The following is a 19,921-nucleotide window of genomic DNA, read 5'->3' on the forward strand; positions in this document are numbered from 1 at the left end:
GTGGGGTTAGGTATGCGCTTTCGCGCGTTGGTTGCTGTCGTGGGGGTGTTGCTTGCGGCAATGACTGTCAATGCTCTGGCTGCTTCACAGGTGAAAAGTGTTCGCCTGTGGCGAGCGCCGGATAACACGCGACTGGTGTTCGACCTGTCTGGCCCGGTCCAGCACAGCGTCTTTACCTTGACGGCGCCTGATCGCCTGGTGATCGATATCAACGGTGCCAGCCTGGCCGCGCCGCTGAAAGTCTCCACCGCCAACACGCCCATTACCGCCATGCGCTCGGCCCAGCGTACGCCGACCGACCTGCGTGTGGTCATCGACCTGAAAAAGGCCGTGACCCCCAAAAGCTTCTCCCTGGCCCCCAACGCCCAGTACGGCAACCGCCTGGTGGTCGACCTGTTCGACAACCCCGCCGACGCCGCACCGCCGCCTGCGCCAACGCCGAGCGTGGCGACGGTGCCTGCGGTGCCGGTCAACCCTTCGCAACCCCAGGTCAAGCTGCCACCACCGCCGCCTGCCCCTGCAGGCAAGCGCGACATTATCGTGGTGATCGACGCCGGCCATGGTGGCGAAGACCCTGGGGCTTCCGGCTCCCGCGGCCAGCATGAGAAAGACGTGGTGCTCGCCATCGCCCGTGAACTGCAGCGCCAGGTCAATGGCATGAAAGGCTACCGCGCCGAGCTTACCCGTACCGGTGACTACTTCATTCCGTTGCGTGGCCGTACCGAAATTGCCCGTAAGAAGGGCGCTGACCTGTTCGTTTCCATTCACGCCGACGCCGCGCCTTCAACCGCTGCCTTTGGCGCCTCGGTATTTGCCCTGTCGGATCGCGGCGCTACCTCCGAGACTGCGCGCTGGCTGGCCGACAGTGAAAACCGTTCCGACTTGATCGGCGGGGCCGGCAACGTCTCCCTTGATGACAAGGACAAGATGCTCGCAGGCGTACTGCTCGACCTGTCGATGACCGCCTCGCTGACCTCCAGCCTCAACGTGGGCCAGAAAGTCCTGAGCAATATCGGCCGCGTGACCTCGCTGCACAAGCAGCGCGTAGAACAAGCCGGGTTCATGGTGTTGAAATCGCCGGATATCCCGTCGATCCTGGTGGAAACCGGGTTTATCTCCAACGCCAACGAAGCGTCGAAACTGGCCAGCGCCAGCCACCAGCAAGCGCTGGCGCGCTCCATCAGCGCCGGTGTGCGCCAGTTCTTCCAGCAGAACCCGCCGCCGGGCACCTATATCGCCTGGCTGCGCGACTCCGGCAAAATCGCCCAGGGCCCGCGTGACCATCGTGTGCAGCCCGGTGATACCGTTGCCATGCTGGCCGTGCGTTTCCAGGTCACGCCTGCAGCCTTGCGCAGCGCCAATAACCTGAAAACCGATGAGTTGAAGATCGGCCAGGTGTTGACCATCCCCGGTACTTCATTGGCGGCGCAGTGATGAGCGAATCCACCTTGAACAGCGGCTCACGCATTGAATTGCTCAGCCCGCGCCTTGCCAACCAGATCGCCGCGGGTGAGGTGGTTGAGCGCCCGGCGTCGGTGATCAAGGAGTTGCTGGAAAACAGCATCGACTCGGGTGCCAAACGCATTGATGTCGATGTGGAGCAGGGCGGCGTCAAGCTGCTGCGGGTACGTGACGATGGCAGCGGCATCTCTTCGGATGACCTGCCCCTGGCCCTGGCCCGCCACGCCACCAGCAAGATCCGCGACTTGGAGGACCTGGAGCGGGTCATGAGCCTGGGCTTTCGTGGTGAGGCCCTCGCCTCCATCAGCTCCGTGGCCCGCCTGACCCTGACCTCCCGCACCCGCAGCGCCGAGCAAGCCTGGCAGGTGGAAACCGAAGGCCGCGACATGGCGCCTCGGGTCCAGCCGGCGGCGCACCCGGTGGGTACCTCAGTGGAAGTGCGCGACCTGTTTTTCAATACCCCGGCGCGGCGCAAATTCCTCAAAACCGAGAAAACCGAATTCGATCACCTGCAAGAAGTCATCAAGCGCCTGGCCCTGGCCCGTTTCGACGTGGCCTTTCACCTGCGCCACAATGGCAAGACCATCCTCAGCCTGCACGAAGCCAACGACGACGCCGCCCGTGCTCGGCGGGTGGCAGCGGTGTGTGGCGGCGGGTTCCTTGAACAGGCGCTGCCGATTGAGATCGAGCGCAATGGCTTGAGGTTGTGGGGCTGGGTCGGGTTGCCGACGTTCTCCCGCAGCCAGGCCGATTTGCAGTATTTCTTTGTGAACGGCCGGGCGGTCCGCGACAAACTGGTGGCCCATGCGGTGCGCCAGGCTTATCGCGATGTGCTGTTCAACGGGCGACACCCGACTTTTGTGCTGTTCTTTGAGGTTGACCCTTCGGTGGTCGACGTCAACGTGCACCCGACCAAACACGAGGTGCGCTTCCGTGACGGGCGCATGGTGCATGACTTCCTCTACGGCACGCTGCACCGCGCCTTGGGTGACGTGCGCCCGGATGATCAGTTGTCGGCGCCGATTGTCACGGCCGTGGTACGCCCGAGCGGTCCGGAAGCCGGCGAGTTCGGCCCCCAGGGTGAGATGAGCCTGGCGGCCAACCTGCTGCAATCGCCGCAGGCGCAGCCAGCCTACACGGCGCCGAATTCGGGTGCCGGTGCGGGTTATCAGTACCAATACACACCGCGCCCGCAATCGACGGCGCCGGTGGCCGAAGCCCAGGCGGCGTACCGTGAGTTTTTCGCGCCGTTGCCGGGTGCCGAGCCGGGTGCTGCTGTGGCGTTGCCCGAAGGCGGCGGTGATATTCCGCCGCTGGGCTATGCCCTGGCGCAGCTCAAAGGCATTTATATCCTCGCCGAAAACGCCCATGGCCTGGTGCTGGTGGACATGCACGCTGCCCATGAACGGATCATGTACGAGCGCCTGAAGATCGCCATGGCCAGCGAAGGCCTCAGCGGCCAGCCGCTGCTGGTGCCCGAATCCCTGGCGGTGAGCCAGCGTGAAGCCGACTGCGCAGAAGAACATCACAGTGTGTTCCAGAAGCTGGGCTTCGAACTGCAACGCCTGGGCCCGGAAACCCTGGCGATCCGCCAGATTCCCGCGCTGCTCAAGCAGGCCGAGGCCAACCGCCTGGTGGCCGACGTGCTGGCAGACCTGATGGAGTACGGCACCAGTGATCGTATCCAGGCGCATATCAACGAATTGCTCGGCACCATGGCCTGCCACGGCGCCATCCGCGCCAACCGCCGCCTGGCCCTGCCGGAAATGAACGGCCTGCTGCGCGACATGGAAAACACCGAGCGCAGCGGCCAATGCAACCATGGCCGACCGACCTGGACCCAGATGGGCCTGGATGATCTGGACAAACTATTTTTGCGCGGCCGCTGATGAGTGCCTTGCCTCCCGCCATTTTCCTGATGGGCCCCACGGCCGCCGGCAAGACCGACCTGGCCATCGAGCTGACCAAGGTGCTGCCCTGCGAATTGATCAGCGTCGACTCTGCCCTGGTTTACCGGGACATGGATATCGGTACGGCCAAGCCGTCGAAGGCGCTGTTGGCCCAGTATCCGCACAAGTTGATCGACATCATCGATCCGGCGCAGAGCTATTCGGCGGCGGATTTTCGCACCGACGCCCTGGCGGCCATGGCCGAGATTACCGCGCGCGGCAATATCCCGCTGCTGGTGGGCGGCACCATGCTCTACTACAAGGCGTTGCAGGAAGGCCTGGCCGATATGCCGCCTGCCGATGCCCAGGTGCGCGCCGAACTTGAAGAAGAGGCTGCGCGCCTTGGCTGGCAGGCCCTTCATGATCAGTTGGCGGCGGTAGATCCGGTGTCTGCGGCACGTATTCACCCCAATGACCCCCAGCGGCTCACACGCGCCCTGGAAGTCTGGCGCGTCAGTGGCCAGACCATGACTGAACATCGGCTGAAACAAAGTGCGCAAAGTACTGATGCAGGCGCATCTGGACAGTCACAATTGCCCTATACTGTGGCGAATCTGGCCATCGCTCCGGCAGATCGCCAGGTGCTGCATGAACGAATTGCACAAAGATTCACAATTATGTTGGAACAGGGGTTTGTGGACGAGGTCGTAGCACTGCGTTCAAGAGGTGACCTGCATGCAGGGCTGCCTTCGATACGTGCTGTAGGCTACCGCCAAGTCTGGGATCATCTGGATGGCAAGCTGACGTCAGCCGAAATGCAGGAGCGCGGCATCATCGCCACGCGCCAGTTGGCGAAGCGCCAGTTCACCTGGCTGCGCAGCTGGAGCGATTTGCACTGGTTGGACAGCCTGGACAGCGACAATCTGTCACGCGCCTTGAAATACTTGGGAACGGTCTCCATATTGAGCTGAGTCCTTGCAATTGCCGTCTATCCTTGGGGGTGTGACGGCCATAAGCTATCTATTTTCCGATTTTTTATTATTGATCCTTAAAGGAGTGCGGCACATGTCAAAAGGGCATTCGCTACAAGACCCTTACTTGAATACTTTACGTAAAGAGAAAGTTGGGGTTTCCATCTATCTGGTCAACGGCATCAAGCTGCAAGGTACGATCGAGTCGTTCGACCAATTCGTTATCCTGCTGAAAAACACCGTCAGCCAGATGGTTTACAAGCACGCTATCTCGACAGTCGTTCCAGTTCGTCCAATCCGTCTGCCTAGCGCAGCCGGTGATGAACAGGGTGACGCTGAGCCAGGTAACGCCTGATAGGAGTCTCCTTTGTTCTTTGAGCGCCACGGTGGTGGTGAGCGAGTAATCCTCGTTCACTTGGATGGACAGGACCCTGAGGCGCGCGAAGATCCGCAGGAGTTTCAGGAGTTGGCAAATTCGGCCGGCGCCGAGACCGTTGCGTTTTTTAACGTACCGCGTCATCGGCCAACCGCCAAATACCTGATTGGCAGCGGCAAGGTCGAGGAACTGCGCGACCTGGTTCATGCCGAAGAAGCCGATCTGGTGATCTTCAATCACACCCTCACGCCCAGTCAGGAACGTAACCTCGAACGTGTTTTCGAGTGTCGCGTGATCGACCGTACCGGCCTGATTCTCGACATTTTCGCCCAGCGCGCCCGTACCCATGAAGGCAAGCTCCAGGTCGAACTGGCCCAGCTTGATCACATGAGCACCCGCCTGGTTCGCGGCTGGACTCACCTTGAGCGTCAGGGTGGCGGTATCGGCATGCGTGGCCCGGGTGAAACCCAGTTGGAAACCGACCGGCGTCTGCTGCGGGTTCGCCTGCGCCAGATCAAGGGCCGCCTGGAAAAAGTGCGCAGCCAGCGCGAGCAGTCGCGACGTGGCCGTTCCCGTGCGGATATCCCTACGGTTTCGTTGGTGGGCTACACCAACGCCGGCAAATCCACGCTGTTCAATAACGTGACCAAGTCGGATGTGTACGCGGCCGACCAACTGTTCGCCACCCTCGATCCGACCCTGCGGCGTCTGGACATCGACGACCTGGGGCCGATTGTGCTGGCCGATACCGTGGGTTTCATTCGTCACCTGCCCCACAAGCTCGTCGAGGCATTTCGGTCTACGCTCGAAGAGTCGAGCAATTCCGACCTGCTGTTGCACGTGATCGATGCGGCCGAACCGGATCGCATGTTGCAGATTGAACAGGTCATGGTGGTGCTGGGCGAGATTGGTGCCCAGGACTTGCCGATCCTCGAGGTCTATAACAAACTCGATTTGCTTGAAGGCGTTGAGCCACAGATCCAGCGCGACGAGAACGGCAAGCCCCAGCGGGTCTGGTTGTCGGCGCGAGATGGCAGTGGCTTGGAGTTGCTGGAACAAGCCATTGCCGAATTACTCGGCAGCGATTTGTTCGTCGGCACCTTGCGCTTGCCGCAGCGTTTTGCTCGACTGCGTGCACAGTTTTTCGAGTTGGGCGCGGTACAGAAAGAAGAACACGACGAAGAAGGTGTCAGCTTGCTGGCCGTTCGATTGCCACGCTCGGAACTCAATCGGCTGGTCAGCCGAGAGGGTGTTGTACCGGCAGAGTTTATCGAACAACACACTTTGCAATAAAAGCCTGAGAAAGCGGTTGTGCCGCAGTAGCAGGCATTCTGTAGCATTGGTCGGCGCGCCGTGGGTGCGTCTTTGCTTTATCAGATGGAGAGCGCTATGGCTTGGAATGAGCCGGGTGGCAACTCGAATAATCAGGATCCTTGGGGTGGTAAGCGCCGCAATAACGGCGACCGCAAGGGGCCACCGGATCTCGACGAGGCCTTCCGAAAGCTGCAGGAAAGCCTGAATGGGTTGTTCGGTGGTGGAAAAAAACGTGGTGGTGACGACGGCGGTCGCACAAGCAAGGGCGGTGGCTATGGCCTGCTGGGCCTGGGTCTTGTCGTGCTCGCGGCCGTATGGCTGTACAGCGCGGTCTACGTGGTGGACGAGCAGGAGCAAGCCGTGGTGCTGCGCTTCGGCAAGTACTACGAGACTGTCGGGCCAGGCCTGAACATCTATTTCCCGCCGATCGACAAGAAGTACATGGAGAACGTGACGCGTGAGCGTGCGTACACCAAGCAGGGCCAGATGCTGACCGAAGACGAGAACATCGTCGAAGTGCCGCTGACCGTGCAGTACAAGATCAGCAACCTGCAGGACTTCGTGCTGAACGTTGATCAGCCGGAAATCAGCCTGCAACACGCAACCGAAAGTGCCCTGCGCCACGTGGTGGGTTCCACCGCCATGGACCAGGTGCTGACCGAAGGTCGTGAGTTGATGGCCAGCGAAATCAAGGAGCGTCTGCAACGGTTCCTCGATACCTATCGCACTGGTATTACCGTCACTCAGGTGAACGTACAGAGCGCAGCGGCACCGCGTGAAGTGCAGGAAGCCTTTGACGACGTGATCCGTGCCCGTGAAGACGAGCAGCGTTCGCGCAACCAGGCTGAAACCTATGCCAACGGCGTTGTGCCGGAAGCCCGTGGTCAGGCCCAGCGCATCCTTGAAGATGCCAACGGTTACCGCGATGAAGTAGTCTCCCGCGCCAAGGGTGAGGCAGATCGTTTCACCAAGCTGGTCGCCGAGTACCGCAAGGCTCCTGAAGTGACCCGCGAGCGTCTGTACCTGGACACCATGCAGGAAGTCTTCAGCAACACCAGCAAGGTTCTCGTGACCGGCAGCAAAGGTGGGCAGAACAACCTGCTGTACCTGCCGCTGGACAAGATGATCGAAGGTGGTCGTAGCGGCGCCAGTGCACCGTCCACCGGTTCGAATGCCGCTGCCAACGAAGCGAGTGCCCGTGCGGCCGCTGACTTGCTGCAACAGCAAACACGTACCAGGGAGAGCCGTTGATGAGCAATAAATCGCTGACCGCCCTGATTGTGGGCGTCGTCGTGGTCATCGCTGCCTGGAACTGCTTCTACATCGTCGCTCAGACCGAGCGTGCGGTGCTGCTGCAATTCGGTCGCGTGGTCCAGGCGGATGTCCAGCCGGGCCTGCATGTGAAAGTCCCCTACGTCAACCAGGTGCGCAAGTTCGACGCCCGCCTGATGACCCTGGATGCACCGACACAGCGCTTCCTGACCCTGGAAAAGAAAGCCGTGATGGTTGACGCCTACGCCAAGTGGCGCGTCAAGGATGCCGAGCGCTTCTACACCGCGACTTCCGGCCTCAAGCAGATTGCCGACGAGCGTTTGTCCCGTCGTCTGGAATCGGGGCTGCGTGACCAGTTTGGTAAGCGCACCCTGCACGAGGTGGTATCCGGTGAGCGTGATGCGCTGATGGCTGACATCACCCGTTCGCTGAACACCATGGCGGAAAAAGAGCTGGGTATTGAAGTGGTCGACGTTCGCGTCAAGGCCATTGACCTGCCCAAGGAAGTGAACCGCAGCGTGTTCGAGCGTATGAGCACCGAGCGTGAGCGTGAAGCGCGTGAGCACCGCGCCAAGGGTAACGAGTTGGCTGAAGGTATCCGTGCCGATGCCGACCGTCAGCGTCGTGTACTGCTGGCAGAAGCCTACCGTGAGTCTGAAGAGGCGCGTGGTGATGGCGATGCTCAAGCCGCGGCGATCTATGCCAAGGCCTACGGCCAGGACCAGGAGTTCTACGCGTTCTACCGTAGCCTGCGTGCCTACCGTGAAAGCTTCGCGAACAAAACCGACGTACTGGTGCTGGACCCAAGCAGCGACTTCTTCCGCTACCTGGAAAAGTCCAAGTAACCAGCCCGTGATTCTGTAAGGCGCATTCCGTCGGGCGGCTAAAATGCCTGGCGGGGTGATCCTTTCAGAAAACGGGTGTATGATGCGGCAGCCGGGAAATTCCCGGCTTTTTTGCGTCTGCATGTTTGATTCGGCAGGCGTGACAGGTTTTTCGAGGAAAGTGCCCGACGAGGCCGTTTGCAGGCCGTTCGTCACGTCGCTCTTGCGCGTGGTTTATGCAAGGGGCGGGTATTTTCTGCTTCACTCAAGGCTCGGCCGAGGGCTGGCCGCCCGGATCAAAGGGGAATGGCGTAATGGCAACGGTAGACCGCTGGCTGCTGCCAGATGGCATCGAAGAAGTACTGCCACCAGAAGCTGCGCGCATTGAAGTAGCGCGTCGCCAGGTGTTGGATCTGTTCCAGAGCTGGGGTTACGAGTTTGTCGTGACTCCCCATATCGAGTACCTGGAATCCCTGCTGACCGGCGCGGGCCAGGACCTGGATCTGCGCACCTTCAAGGTCATCGACCCGCAATCGGGCCGGCAAATGGGGTTCCGTGCCGACATCACGCCGCAAGTGGCGCGCATCGATGCGCACACCCTGCGGCGCGAAGGCCCGAGCCGCCTGTGCTACGCCGGTAGCGTACTGCATGCCCAGCCGCGTGCGTTGTCGTCTTCCCGTAGCCCGATCCAGTTGGGCGCCGAGTTGTACGGCGATGCCAGCCCGAGCAGCGATGTTGAAGTGATCAGCCTGATGCTGGCCATGCTGCAACTGGCGGATGTGCCGGATGTGCACATGGACCTGGGCCATGTCGGTATCTACCGTGGCTTGGCGCGCGCTGCCGGGTTGTCCGGTGAAGTGGAGCAGCAGTTGTTCGATGCCCTGCAGCGCAAGGCGATCGATGAAGTGATCGCCCTCACCGAGGGTGTGCCTGCTGAGCTGGCTGGCATGCTGCGCGCGCTGGTAGACCTGTGCGGCGGCCGTGAAGTGCTGGTGGCTGCGCGTGAGCGCCTGGCCAATGCGCCGGCACCGGTATTGGCGGCACTGGATGATGTGCTGGCGATTGCCGAGCGCTTGTCGGCACGGTTCCCGCAGCTGCCGCTGTATTTTGATCTGGGTGAATTGCGCGGCTACCACTACCACACCGGTGTGGTGTTCGCGGTGTTCGTTCCGGGTGTTGGCCAGGCCATCGCCCAAGGTGGTCGCTATGACGATATCGGCGCCGACTTCGGTCGTGCGCGTCCGGCCACTGGTTTTTCCACCGATTTGAAAACCCTGGTGACCCTGGGGCGTGCTGAGGTCGAGCTGCCGTCTGGTGGCATCTGGATGCCCGACAGTACGGACGCAGCGCTCTGGCAGCAGGTTTGCCAGTTACGCCGTGAGGGTCAGCGTGTAGTCCAGGCCTTGCCTGGGCAGCCATTGGCCGCCGCCCGTGAAGCGGACTGCGACCGGCAATTGATTCAGCAGAACGGGCTTTGGCAAGTATCGCCACTGGCTTCTTGAGTTTTCCTGCCGGCCATCGCCGGCACCAAGTTTGCGCGAATGAGGACAAGTGTTATGGGTAAGAATGTCGTAGTCCTGGGCACCCAATGGGGTGATGAGGGCAAAGGCAAGATCGTTGATCTGCTGACCGAACATGCTGCCGCCGTAGTGCGCTACCAAGGTGGCCACAACGCTGGCCACACCCTGGTCATCGATGGCGAAAAAACCGTCTTGCACCTGATCCCGTCGGGTGTCCTGCGCGAAGGCGTGCAGTGCCTGATCGGCAACGGCGTGGTGGTTGCACCTGACGCCCTGCTGCGCGAGATCACCAAGCTGGAAGAAAAAGGCGTACCGGTGCGCGAGCGCCTGCGTATCAGCCCGTCCTGCCCGCTGATCCTGTCCTTCCACGTTGCGCTGGACCAGGCTCGTGAAAAGGCGCGTGGCGAGCTGAAGATCGGCACCACCGGTCGCGGCATCGGCCCGGCCTACGAAGACAAGGTTGCACGTCGTGGCCTGCGTGTGGGCGACCTGCTCAACATGCCGCGCTTTGAAGACAAGCTGCGTGAACTGGTGGATTACCACAACTTCATGCTGGTCGGTTACTACAAAGAGCCAGCCATCGAGTTTGAAAAGACCCTGGCCGAGTGCAAGGAATACGCTGAGCTGCTCAAGCCGCTGATGCTGGACGTGACGGCCGAGCTGCACGACCTGCGTCGCGCTGGCAAGGACATCATGTTCGAAGGTGCCCAGGGTTCGTTGCTGGACATCGACCACGGTACCTACCCGTACGTGACCAGCTCCAACACTACTGCTGGCGGCGTTGCCACCGGCTCGGGCGTTGGCCCGATGTTCCTGGACTACATCCTGGGCATCACCAAGGCTTACACCACCCGTGTAGGTTCCGGTCCGTTCCCGACTGAGCTGTTCGACGACGTTGGCGCACACCTGGCCAAGCAAGGTCACGAATTCGGCGCCACCACTGGCCGTGCTCGTCGTTGCGGCTGGTTCGACGCCGTTATCCTGCGTCGCGCTATCGATGTGAACAGCATCTCGGGCATCTGCCTGACCAAGCTGGATGTACTCGACGGCCTGGAAGCCATCAACATCTGCGTCGGCTACAAAGACGCCCAAGGCAACGATGTTGCCCCGACTGACGCTGACAGCTACGTGGGCCTGCAGCCTGTGTACGAAGAAGTGCCAGGCTGGACCGAATCGACCGTGGGCGCCAAGACCCTGGAAGAACTGCCAGCCAACGCCCGCGCCTACATCAAGCGTGTGGAAGAGCTGATCGGTGCACCGATCGACATTATTTCGACCGGCCCGGACCGCAACGAGACCATCGTTCTGCGTCACCCGTTCGCGTAATAAGCTGTTGATGTAAAAAGCAAAGGGCTCCTTCGGGAGCCCTTTGTCGTTTCTGCCTGGCAAACGGCACGACCCTTGCTGTGTTTCCCTCTTTCGAGGTGCTATCAAATTAGTGGCACCCGTGGTGGAGGGATTTCCAGTGTCTGCCGTTCTCTCGTTGTTACAAAGCCGTCTGTTGCGGCCGGTGTTCGTTACCCTTGGTATCGCTCTTTTGGTGCAAGTGCTGGTGGCCGTCGCGCTGACGCGGAGCACGGTGACGGCGCTGGAAGCCGATTTGGGCAATCGTCTGGGCATAGATAGCCAGAAGTTGTCTGGCGAACTGGCCCAGGCTGGCAAGGAAGTCACGTCCAGCCTGGACAGCCTCTCCGCCAGCACGCGCCAGCGCCTCACAGCCGGGCTTTCCACGCGCTTGCAGGAAGAGCAAAAGCAGTTGCGTGCGACGCTGGAAAAAGACCTGCAGGACTCCGCCAATGACATGGCGCAACTGCTGGCCTCGGTTGCGCCCCGTGCCATGTGGGACAGTGACGTGCCGACCCTTTCTGAGTTTGCCCGCCGGGCCCAGCGCAACCCCAATGTGCTGTTTGTGGTGTATGACGACGCCGCAGGCGAGCACCTGACCCGATACCTGAACCGCGAAAACCCGATCAACCAGGCCCTGCTGGCAAAGGGCGCAGGGGAGCGTGCCCTGGACAAGGTGCTGGACGCGGCCAAGACAGACCCCTCCGTGTATTACGTCGAAGCCTCCATCAGCCCCAACGGCGTGGAAATCGGCAAGGTGCGCATGGGCGTGTCGACCGCGACGGTTGAAGCCGACCTGCAAGCCTTGGATAAGCGCTTTGCCGCGCTGATCGCCAGCGGTGATCAGCTGGTGGGTGACAGCCTCAAGGGAGCCGCCGCTGACAGCGCCAACGCCATGGGCGCCCGGCTGCAATCGGCGCAAGCCACTGCCACGCAAATGACGGCCAACACGGCCGCCGCTGTGCAAGACGCGGCGGGCACCCTGCGCTGGCGTATCGGCATGGGTCTGGCGCTGGTGGGGCTTGGGGTCTTGCTGCTGATCGCTATTGTGCTGGGCCGGCGCGTGGTCAATCGTCTGAAGCTGCTGATTGCCGCGATGGATGACCTGGCGGCCGGCGAAGGCGACCTCACCAAGCGCGTGCAGATCAACAGCAAGGATGAAATCGGTGATATGGCCTCGGCGGTCAATCGCTTTGTGGATAAGTTGCAGCCCATCGTGCGGGAGGCAGGCGACGTGGCCCAGCGTACTGGCGTGGAAATCGGCGCCATGACGTTGCGCAATGCTGGCGCCGATGCGGCGGCGGGCTTGCAGCGTGATGAAGTGGCCGAGAGTTTGCGCGCTTTGTCGCAAATGGCCGATGAGGCCCAGGCCGAAAGCCACGCCATGCAGGCGGCCCTGCAGCAGGTGGTGGATATTCGCCAGGCCACGGATGAAAACTCACGGACCTCGGCCGAAGTTGGCAGCTTGATCGAGGCGTTGGCGGGGCAGGTGCAGGCCGGTTCCCAGGTGATCGAACGGCTGGCGCAGCAAAGCGAACAAATTGAAGTGGTGTTGACCGTGATTCACGGTATCGCCGAGCAAACCAACCTGCTCGCTCTCAACGCGGCCATCGAAGCGGCACGGGCTGGCGAGACTGGGCGCGGCTTTGCGGTGGTGGCCGATGAAGTGCGTGCGCTGGCCAGCAAGACTCAAAGCTCCACTGGCGATATCCAGGCGCATATTGTTGCGTTGCAGCAGGGCGCGCGTGAGGCCGTAGAAACCATCGGCAAGGCGGGGCGCCAGGCCAGTGAGGGCTTGCTGGTGCTGCGCGATAGCGTGCGCTTGCAGCAGACGGTGCAGGCTTCTGTGGAGCAGGTGCATGCGGCGATTGGCCTGGCGACGCGCGCGGCCGAGCATCAAGCCCAGGGCGCGCATGCGGTGCGTGGGCGCGTCGAGGTGATTCATGCCCAGGCCGAGCGTGCGGCGCAAGCGGTGGTGGAGACGACGGCCAGTGGCAAGGTGTTGGATGGGTTGGCGGCGCAGTTGAAGGCGAGTTTGGGGCAGTTCAGGGCGTGAGGTTGTCTGGACTGGCCTCATCGCAGGCAAGCCAGCTCCCACATTCAACTGCATTCCAAAGTTGGAACTCGGTCACTGTGGGGGCTGGCTTGCCTGCGATAGCTGTTTCAGCGACTCAGATACATCCGAGTCGTGAGCAGATACACCGGCAACCCCGACACCACTATCAACAACGCCGCATACGGCGCCGCCGCCGCAAATTCCACATTCGAGGTATGTGCCCAGACGGCCGTCGCCAAGGTATTCAACCCGGTCGGGCTGAGCAGCAACGTCGCCGTCAATTCCTTCATCGCATCCAGGAACACCAAGGCAAACGCCGCCCCCAGCGCCGGAAAGATGATTGGCAACGTCACCCGGCAAAACGCACTGAAGGACGATGCGCCTAACGTGCGCGCAGCCTCTTCCAGCTGTGGCGCCGCCTTGTTCAGTGCTGTACGAATCGGCGCCTGTGCCAACGGCAAAAACAGCAGCGCATAAGCAATCAGCAATAACGCAGAGGTCTGGTACAGCGCGGGCATGTAATGCAGGGCGAAATACACCAGGGTCAGCGCAATCACCAGGCCGGGCAGGGCATGCAGTAGATACGGCAAGCGTTCGGCCCAGATTGCCAACTGTCCTTTGTAGCGCACCACCAGCAGCCCAACCGGCACTGCCAGTACCAGGCACAGTGCGGCGCCGCCCAGGGAGAGCGCCAGGGATGACAGCAGCGCCTCGCTGATCTCGGCCATCGGAAACGCCGCTGACGAACCGACGGCCAACCAATAGCCGAGCATGCCCAGCGGGATGCCGCTGCCGATGATCGCCAATGCCAGGCAATACACCTGGCCCAATGGCGCCCACTTGCCGAGTCGAACCTGCTCGGCGTGCCGCGCCGCGCCCTGGCCGATGCGCACATGCCGGCCTTTGCCGCGTGCGCGCAGCTCCAGCCACAGCAGGGTCAGGCACATCACCAGCAGCACTGCCGAAAGCATTGCCGCATTGGCATTGCTGAATTCCAGTTCGAACTGCTGGTAGATCGCGGTGGTGAAGGTCTGCAACCCGATAATCGACAGCGCGCCGAATTCCACCAGCATGTGCAGTGCGATCAATAGTGAGCCGGCCAGCAGCGATGGCCACAGCAGCGGGAGTGTGATGCGAAAGAACACGCCCCAGCGGTTGAGCCCCAGCGTGCGGGCCGATTCTTCCAGGGAGGGGTCTAGATTGCGCAGTGTTGCCGCCACCGGCAAAAACACCAGCGGGTATTTGGACAGGCTCATCACCAGGATCGCGCCACCGAGCCCCTCGAACTGAGCGCTCAGCGACACCCAGGTAAAGCTGCTGACAAACGCCGGCACCGCAAACGGCAGGCACAGGATCACGCCCCAGATGCGCCGTCCTGGCAGGTTGCTGCGTTCCAGTAGCCAGGCCAGGGACAGGCCGATCACGCCGCAGGTCAGGGTCACGCCGACCATCAATGCCAGCGTGTTGCGCAGCAGCCCGAACACATAAGGTCGCCACAGTAGATGCACCGCCTCCGTCCAGCCCGCCTGCCAGGCTTTGAGCCCGACATAGGCGAGCGGCAACAGGCTCAGGCCAACCAGCAATAACACAGGCAGCAGCAGCCAGATTGATGGGCGTTTGCGACGGGGGGTGAACCCCGTGACGGAAAGCGATGGGTTCATCAGTTCAGGCCAACGTCACGTTCCAGCTCCAGGGCTTCTTCGGCGTTACCCAGGTCTGCGGGGGTGACCTTTGGTGGCTGCAGCTCGCTAAATGGCTTGAGGCCGCGGTTCGATTCCATGCCCTTGCGCAGCGGGTACTCGGCCGACGTGTTGGTGATCACGCGCTGGCCCTCTTCGCTGGCCATGAATGCCAGCAATTGCTGAGCTTCTTTGGGATGCTTGCTGGATTTGAGTGCGGCAGCGGAGGACACGGTGATCAGGCCGCCAGCATCACCATCGGTGAAGTAATGCAGCTGGGAGTCCAGGTTGGTTTTTTCCTTTTTCAGGGCGAACCAGTAGTAGTTGTTTACCAGCACGGTAGCCACTTCGCCGTTTTCCACGGCCTTGAGGGCGACCATATTGTTGCTGTACACCTTGCCGAAGGCGCGCAGGCCGGTCAGCCATTCTTCCGCGGCTTCGCGACCGTGCAGCTTGATGATTGCCACGGCTTGTTCCTGGAACGCGCCGCTGGTGGGCACGAAACCGACCTTGCCTTGCCATTCGGGGCCGGCGAAATCCAGTACCGACTTGGGCAAGTCTTTTTCCGCAATCAATTTGGGGTTGAAGGCTACGACGCGGGTGCGTGCGGTCACGCCCATCCAGTCGCCGTTTTTACCCACGTAATCCTTGGGCAGCACATTGAGGGTGCTGGCATCGATTTTTGCCAACAGGCCTTGCTCGCCGAGTTTGTTCAGGGGCGGTGATTCTTCGGTGTAGATGACGTCGGCAGGGGAGCGCTCACCTTCTTCGACGACTTGGCTGGCCAACTGGTTGCTGCTGCCTTTGCGCACGTTGACGTGGATGCCGGTCTTGGCTTCGAAGGCCTTGGCGAGTTCATCGCCGACTTCTTTGTGTTGGCCGTTGTATAAGGTCAGGGAGACCTTGTCGGCAGAATGGGCGGCGGGCGAGAGCAGGGTCAGGCTGAGTAGGGTGAGGGTCAGGCCGCGCAGAAGGGATGTCTTGAGTCGGTTGTCGCGGATCATCATCCGAAGTGTTCCTCGCTTATATGCAACAAATCATTGCAAGGATAAACGATAAATCTTCTCAAGTGCGGATGAGGGGGAAATCACTGGGGAAGTTTTCAAACCCCGGAAACGAAAAAACCCGCTTTCGCGGGTTTGATCTGAATTTGGTGCCCAGGAGAAGACTCGAACTTCCACGACCTTGCGATCACCAGCACCTGAAGCTGGCGTGTCTACCAATTTCACCACCTGGGCATTATCTAACAACGTTGCCGCTGTTGATGGGGCGAACTATACGGCGGGGTTTTTAATCTGTAAACCCCTGATTCGAAAAATATAAATCAATTTTTCCGTTAAAAATCAAAGGTCTGAAACGAAAAAACCCGCTTTCGCGGGTTTGATCTGAATTTGGTGCCCAGGAGAAGACTCGAACTTCCACGACCTTGCGATCACCAGCACCTGAAGCTGGCGTGTCTACCAATTTCACCACCTGGGCAGCATCAACAACGTTGCCGTCGTCGATGGCGCGCACTATACGGAGCGATATTTGAGCTGTAAACCCCTGCCATGAAAAAAGCCTGGAAAATTTCACCAGCGGTCGTGCAAGGTGCGTGGCGGGGGTCGTAAAGGTCTTTTAAACGCTTGTTGATACCTGAAATTTCCCGTTTCAATACGCGTATGCCAAACTAACCCACATATAGACAAGGTGAAAACTCTCTAATGGCCGATTGGCAGTCCCTCGATCCCGAGGCCGCTCGTGAAGCGGAAAAATATGAAAACCCTATTCCTAGCCGCGAACTGATCCTGGCGCACCTCGCCGATCGTGGTTCGCCTGCTAGCCGCGAGCAGTTGGTCGAAGAATTCGGTCTGACCACCGAAGACCAGCTCGAAGCCCTGCGCCGCCGTTTGCGTGCGATGGAGCGCGATGCTCAATTGATCTACACCCGTCGTGGCACTTACGCGCCGGTCGACAAGCTGGACCTGATCCTGGGTCGCATTGCCGGCCACCGTGACGGCTTCGGCTTCCTGATCCCGGACGATGGCAGCGACGACCTGTTCATGAGCCCGGCGCAAATGCGTCTGGTGTTCGATGGCGACCGTGCCCTGGCGCGGGTTTCTGGCCTCGACCGCCGTGGTCGTCGTGAAGGCGTGATCGTCGAAGTGGTGTCCCGTGCCCACGAATCTATCGTCGGCCGTTACTTTGAAGAAGGCGGCATCGGCTTCGTTGTGCCGGATAACCCCAAGGTCCAGCAGGAAGTGCTGATCACCCCGGGCCGCAATGGCGCCGCCAAGGTCGGCCAGTTCGTCGAGGTGAAAATCACCCACTGGCCTACTGCGCGCTTCCAGCCCCAGGGCGATATCGTGGAGGTGGTCGGCAACTATATGGCGCCGGGCATGGAAATCGACGTTGCCTTGCGCACCTACGATATTCCTCACGTCTGGCCTGATGCCGTGCTCAAGGAAGCCGCCAAGCTCAAGCCGGAAGTCGAAGAGAAAGACAAAGAAAAACGTATCGACCTGCGCCATCTGCCGTTCGTCACTATTGACGGCGAAGATGCCCGCGACTTCGACGATGCGGTCTACTGCGAAGCCAAGCCTGGCAAGCTGCGCCTGTTCTCCGGCGGTTGGAAGTTGTACGTCGCGATTGCCGACGTCTCCAGTTACGTGAAGATCGGTTCGGCCCTGGATAACGAGGCTCAGGTGCGCGGCAACTCCGTGTACTTCCCAGAGCGCGTGATTCCGATGCTGCCTGAGCAGCTGTCCAACGGCCTGTGCTCCCTGAACCCGAAAGTCGACCGTTTGGCCATGGTGTGCGAGATGACCATCTCCAAAACCGGCGAAATGACCGACTACCAGTTCTACGAAGCGGTGATCCACTCCCAGGCGCGTCTGACCTACAACAAGGTCAGCACCATCCTGGAAACGCCGAAGACCAGCGAAGCCAAGGCTCTGCGTACCGAGTACGCTGGCGTGGTGCCGCACCTCAAGCAGCTGTACTCGCTGTACAAGGTGTTGCTGGGTGCCCGTCATACCCGTGGCGCGATCGATTTCGAAACCCAGGAAACCCGGATTGTCTTCGGCTCCGAGCGCAAGATTGCGGCGATCACCCCGACCACCCGTAACGACGCGCACAAGCTGATCGAGGAGTGCATGCTGGCGGCCAACGTGGCCACTGCCGAGTTCCTCAAGAAGCACGAAATTCCTGCGTTGTACCGTGTGCACGACGGCCCGCCGCCGGAGCGCCTGGAAAAACTTCGCGCCTTCCTCGGCGAACTCGGCCTGTCCCTGCACAAAGGCAAGGATGGTCCTACGCCTAAGGATTACCAGGCCCTGCTGGCCAGCATCAAGGACCGTCCGGATTACCACGTGATCCAGACCGTGATGCTGCGATCCCTGAGCCAGGCGGTGTACAGCGCCGATAACCAGGGCCACTTCGGCCTGAATTACGAGGCGTACACCCACTTCACTTCGCCGATTCGCCGCTACCCGGACTTGCTCACGCACCGGGCGATCCGCAGCGTGATCCATTCCAAGCAGAACACCCCGCACGTCAAGCGCGCCGGTGCCATGACCATTCCGAAAGCACGGATCTACCCGTACGACGAAGCGGCCCTGGAACAACTGGGCGAGCAGTGCTCCATGAGCGAACGCCGCGCCGACGAAGCCACCCGCGACGTGGTGAACTGGCTCAAATGCGAGTTTATGAAGGATCGCGTGGGCGAGTCGTTCCCTGGTGTCATCACCGCCGTGACCGGCTTTGGCCTGTTCGTCGAGCTGACCGACATCTACGTCGAGGGCCTGGTGCACGTCACCGCCTTGCCGGGTGATTACTACCACTTCGATCCTGTGCATCACCGCCTGGCGGGCGAGCGCACCGGTCGCAGCTTCCGTCTGGGCGATACCGTTGAAGTGCAGGTCATGCGTGTCGACCTCGACGAGCGCAAGATCGACTTCGGCATGCCTGACAAGCCGGCAGAGCCTGCGGGTCGTAAAAAACGTGGTGAAACCACAGCGCCTGCGTCCAAAGGCAAAGCGACCACTGCAAAAACCACGGCCGAGCCTGCACCTGCCAAGGCCGGTCGTCGTTCTTCCGCCAAGGACAAGGCCCCTGAAGCCTACCGCCCAAGCGACGCTGCGGCGAAAAACGCCGAGCTGCGCAAGAGCCGCGAGTTGAAGCAGCAGTTGCTCAACGAAGCCAAAAGCGGTGGTAAAGCGGCGTCTGGGGGAAAGTCTCACGGGGCGGAAAAGCCGTCGAGCAAGCCAAGTAAACACCGTAAAGGCCCGCCAAAAGCGGGTTCGGCTCCCGCAAAAAGCGGCGGGTCGCGCAAACCTAAGGCCAAGTCATGAGTCTGGAAAAAATCTACGGCGTGCACGCCGTAGAAGCACTGCTGCGTCACCATCCCAAGCGCGTCAAGCAGGTGTGGTTGGCCGAAGGTCGCAGCGAGCCGCGCGTACAGGCGCTGGTCGAGTTGGCTACGCAGAATAAGGTTGCCATCGGCCAGGCCGAGCGTCGTGAAATGGACGTGTGGGTCGAAGGCGTTCACCAAGGTGTGGTGGCTGACGTCAGTCCGAGCCAGGTGTGGGGCGAGGCGATGCTCGACGAGCTGCTCGACCGTACCGAAGGTGCGCCGTTGCTCTTGGTGCTGGACGGCGTGACCGACCCGCACAACCTCGGCGCCTGCCTACGTTCGGCGGATGCTGCCGGTGCGCTGGCGGTGATCGTGCCCAAGGACAAGTCCGCGACCCTGACGCCGGTGGTGCGCAAGGTCGCCTGCGGTGCGGCGGAAGTGATTCCGCTGGTGGCCGTGACCAACCTTGCGCGTACCCTGGAGAAGCTCCAGCAGCGCGGCCTGTGGGTCGTGGGTACGGCGGGAGAGGCTGAGGTCAGCATCTATGATCAGGACCTCACCGGCCCTACCATCCTGATCATGGGCGCCGAAGGCAAAGGCATGCGCCGGTTGACCCGTGAGCATTGCGATTACCTGGTGCACCTGCCGATGGCTGGTAGCGTCAGCAGCCTCAATGTGTCGGTTGCGACGGGTGTTTGCCTGTTTGAAGCCCAGCGTCAGCGTGGTGCGAAAGCCAAGGCCAAGCCCAAGAAGTGATCAAAATGTGGGAGCGGGCTTGCCCGCGATGACGGAGTGTCAGTCAGCAGAGATGTTGCCGGTGCCATGGTCATCGCAGGCAAGCCCGCTCCCACATTGGTTTTGTGGTGTTTATTCAGGATTGTT

At 61.0% G+C, this 19,921-nt stretch carries 14 protein-coding genes and 2 tRNA genes; 12 read left to right on the forward strand and 4 right to left on the reverse strand.

Annotated features, from left to right (window positions below; all coding sequences use genetic code 11):
- Positions 1-12 precede the first annotated feature (12 nt).
- The 10 genes from JMV15_RS13415 to JMV15_RS13460 all read left to right on the forward strand — a co-directional run bounded on the left by JMV15_RS13415 (position 13) and on the right by JMV15_RS13460 (position 13,027).
- Complete coding sequence (locus JMV15_RS13415; RefSeq protein ID WP_003188054.1) at positions 13-1,434, forward strand: N-acetylmuramoyl-L-alanine amidase; 1,422 nt, start codon at positions 13-15, stop codon at positions 1,432-1,434.
- Complete coding sequence (mutL, locus tag JMV15_RS13420) at positions 1,434-3,350, forward strand: DNA mismatch repair endonuclease MutL (protein WP_371359643.1); 1,917 nt, start codon at positions 1,434-1,436, stop codon at positions 3,348-3,350. Before JMV15_RS13415 ends, mutL begins: the two co-directional genes overlap by 1 nt.
- Positions 3,350-4,321, forward strand: coding sequence for a tRNA (adenosine(37)-N6)-dimethylallyltransferase MiaA (miaA, locus tag JMV15_RS13425; protein ID WP_014716667.1), 972 nt, complete (start codon positions 3,350-3,352; stop codon positions 4,319-4,321). The genes mutL and miaA overlap by 1 nt, the downstream gene beginning before the upstream one ends.
- A gap of 94 nt (positions 4,322-4,415) precedes the next feature.
- Positions 4,416-4,676, forward strand: coding sequence for an RNA chaperone Hfq (gene hfq / locus JMV15_RS13430; RefSeq protein ID WP_003188059.1), 261 nt, complete (start codon positions 4,416-4,418; stop codon positions 4,674-4,676).
- A gap of 12 nt (positions 4,677-4,688) precedes the next feature.
- Positions 4,689-5,990 carry a ribosome rescue GTPase HflX gene (gene hflX, locus JMV15_RS13435; protein ID WP_003188061.1) on the forward strand — a complete coding sequence of 434 codons (1,302 nt, stop codon included), beginning with the start codon at positions 4,689-4,691 and terminating at the stop codon, positions 5,988-5,990.
- Between the two features lie 96 nt (positions 5,991-6,086).
- Complete coding sequence (gene hflK / locus JMV15_RS13440; RefSeq protein ID WP_003188062.1) at positions 6,087-7,262, forward strand: FtsH protease activity modulator HflK; 1,176 nt, start codon at positions 6,087-6,089, stop codon at positions 7,260-7,262.
- Positions 7,262-8,128: a protease modulator HflC gene (gene hflC, locus JMV15_RS13445; RefSeq protein ID WP_003188064.1), complete on the forward strand. Its 867-nt coding sequence runs from the start codon at positions 7,262-7,264 to the stop codon at positions 8,126-8,128. Before hflK ends, hflC begins: the two co-directional genes overlap by 1 nt.
- A 293-nt stretch (positions 8,129-8,421) precedes the next feature.
- A complete protein-coding gene (locus JMV15_RS13450; RefSeq protein WP_014716668.1) occupies positions 8,422-9,609 on the forward strand; it encodes an ATP phosphoribosyltransferase regulatory subunit in 1,188 nt (395 codons plus the stop codon).
- A 54-nt stretch (positions 9,610-9,663) separates the two neighbouring features.
- Positions 9,664-10,953 carry an adenylosuccinate synthase gene (locus JMV15_RS13455; protein ID WP_014716669.1) on the forward strand — a complete coding sequence of 430 codons (1,290 nt, stop codon included), beginning with the start codon at positions 9,664-9,666 and terminating at the stop codon, positions 10,951-10,953.
- Between the two features lie 139 nt (positions 10,954-11,092).
- Entirely contained in the window at positions 11,093-13,027 is a 1,935-nt protein-coding gene (locus tag JMV15_RS13460) for a methyl-accepting chemotaxis protein (RefSeq protein ID WP_014716670.1), read from the forward strand.
- 107 nt (positions 13,028-13,134) lie between these two features.
- On the opposite strand, the gene JMV15_RS13465 is transcribed toward JMV15_RS13460, so the two are convergent.
- From JMV15_RS13465 to JMV15_RS13480, 4 genes are all read right to left on the reverse strand, one after another.
- Positions 13,135-14,688, reverse strand: a complete 1,554-nt coding sequence (locus tag JMV15_RS13465) for an ABC transporter permease (protein ID WP_102665999.1) — start codon at positions 14,686-14,688, stop codon at positions 13,135-13,137.
- Positions 14,688-15,713, reverse strand: a complete 1,026-nt coding sequence (locus tag JMV15_RS13470; RefSeq protein ID WP_014716672.1) for an extracellular solute-binding protein — start codon at positions 15,711-15,713, stop codon at positions 14,688-14,690. The genes JMV15_RS13465 and JMV15_RS13470 overlap by 1 nt, the downstream gene beginning before the upstream one ends.
- A gap of 144 nt (positions 15,714-15,857) precedes the next feature.
- Positions 15,858-15,944: transfer RNA gene (locus JMV15_RS13475), tRNA-Leu, on the reverse strand.
- A gap of 154 nt (positions 15,945-16,098) precedes the next feature.
- Positions 16,099-16,185: transfer RNA gene (locus tag JMV15_RS13480), tRNA-Leu, on the reverse strand.
- A gap of 224 nt (positions 16,186-16,409) precedes the next feature.
- On the opposite strand from JMV15_RS13480, the gene rnr reads away from it, so the two are divergent.
- Both rnr and rlmB read left to right on the forward strand, forming a co-directional pair.
- Entirely contained in the window at positions 16,410-19,037 is a 2,628-nt protein-coding gene (rnr, locus tag JMV15_RS13485; RefSeq protein WP_014716673.1) for a ribonuclease R, read from the forward strand.
- Entirely contained in the window at positions 19,034-19,795 is a 762-nt protein-coding gene (gene rlmB / locus JMV15_RS13490) for a 23S rRNA (guanosine(2251)-2'-O)-methyltransferase RlmB (protein WP_003188074.1), read from the forward strand. Before rnr ends, rlmB begins: the two co-directional genes overlap by 4 nt.
- Positions 19,796-19,921 lie beyond the last annotated feature (126 nt).

Origin of the sequence: Pseudomonas paracarnis, from assembly GCF_904063055.1 — a bacterium.
Taxonomy (GTDB): domain Bacteria; phylum Pseudomonadota; class Gammaproteobacteria; order Pseudomonadales; family Pseudomonadaceae; genus Aquipseudomonas; species Aquipseudomonas paracarnis.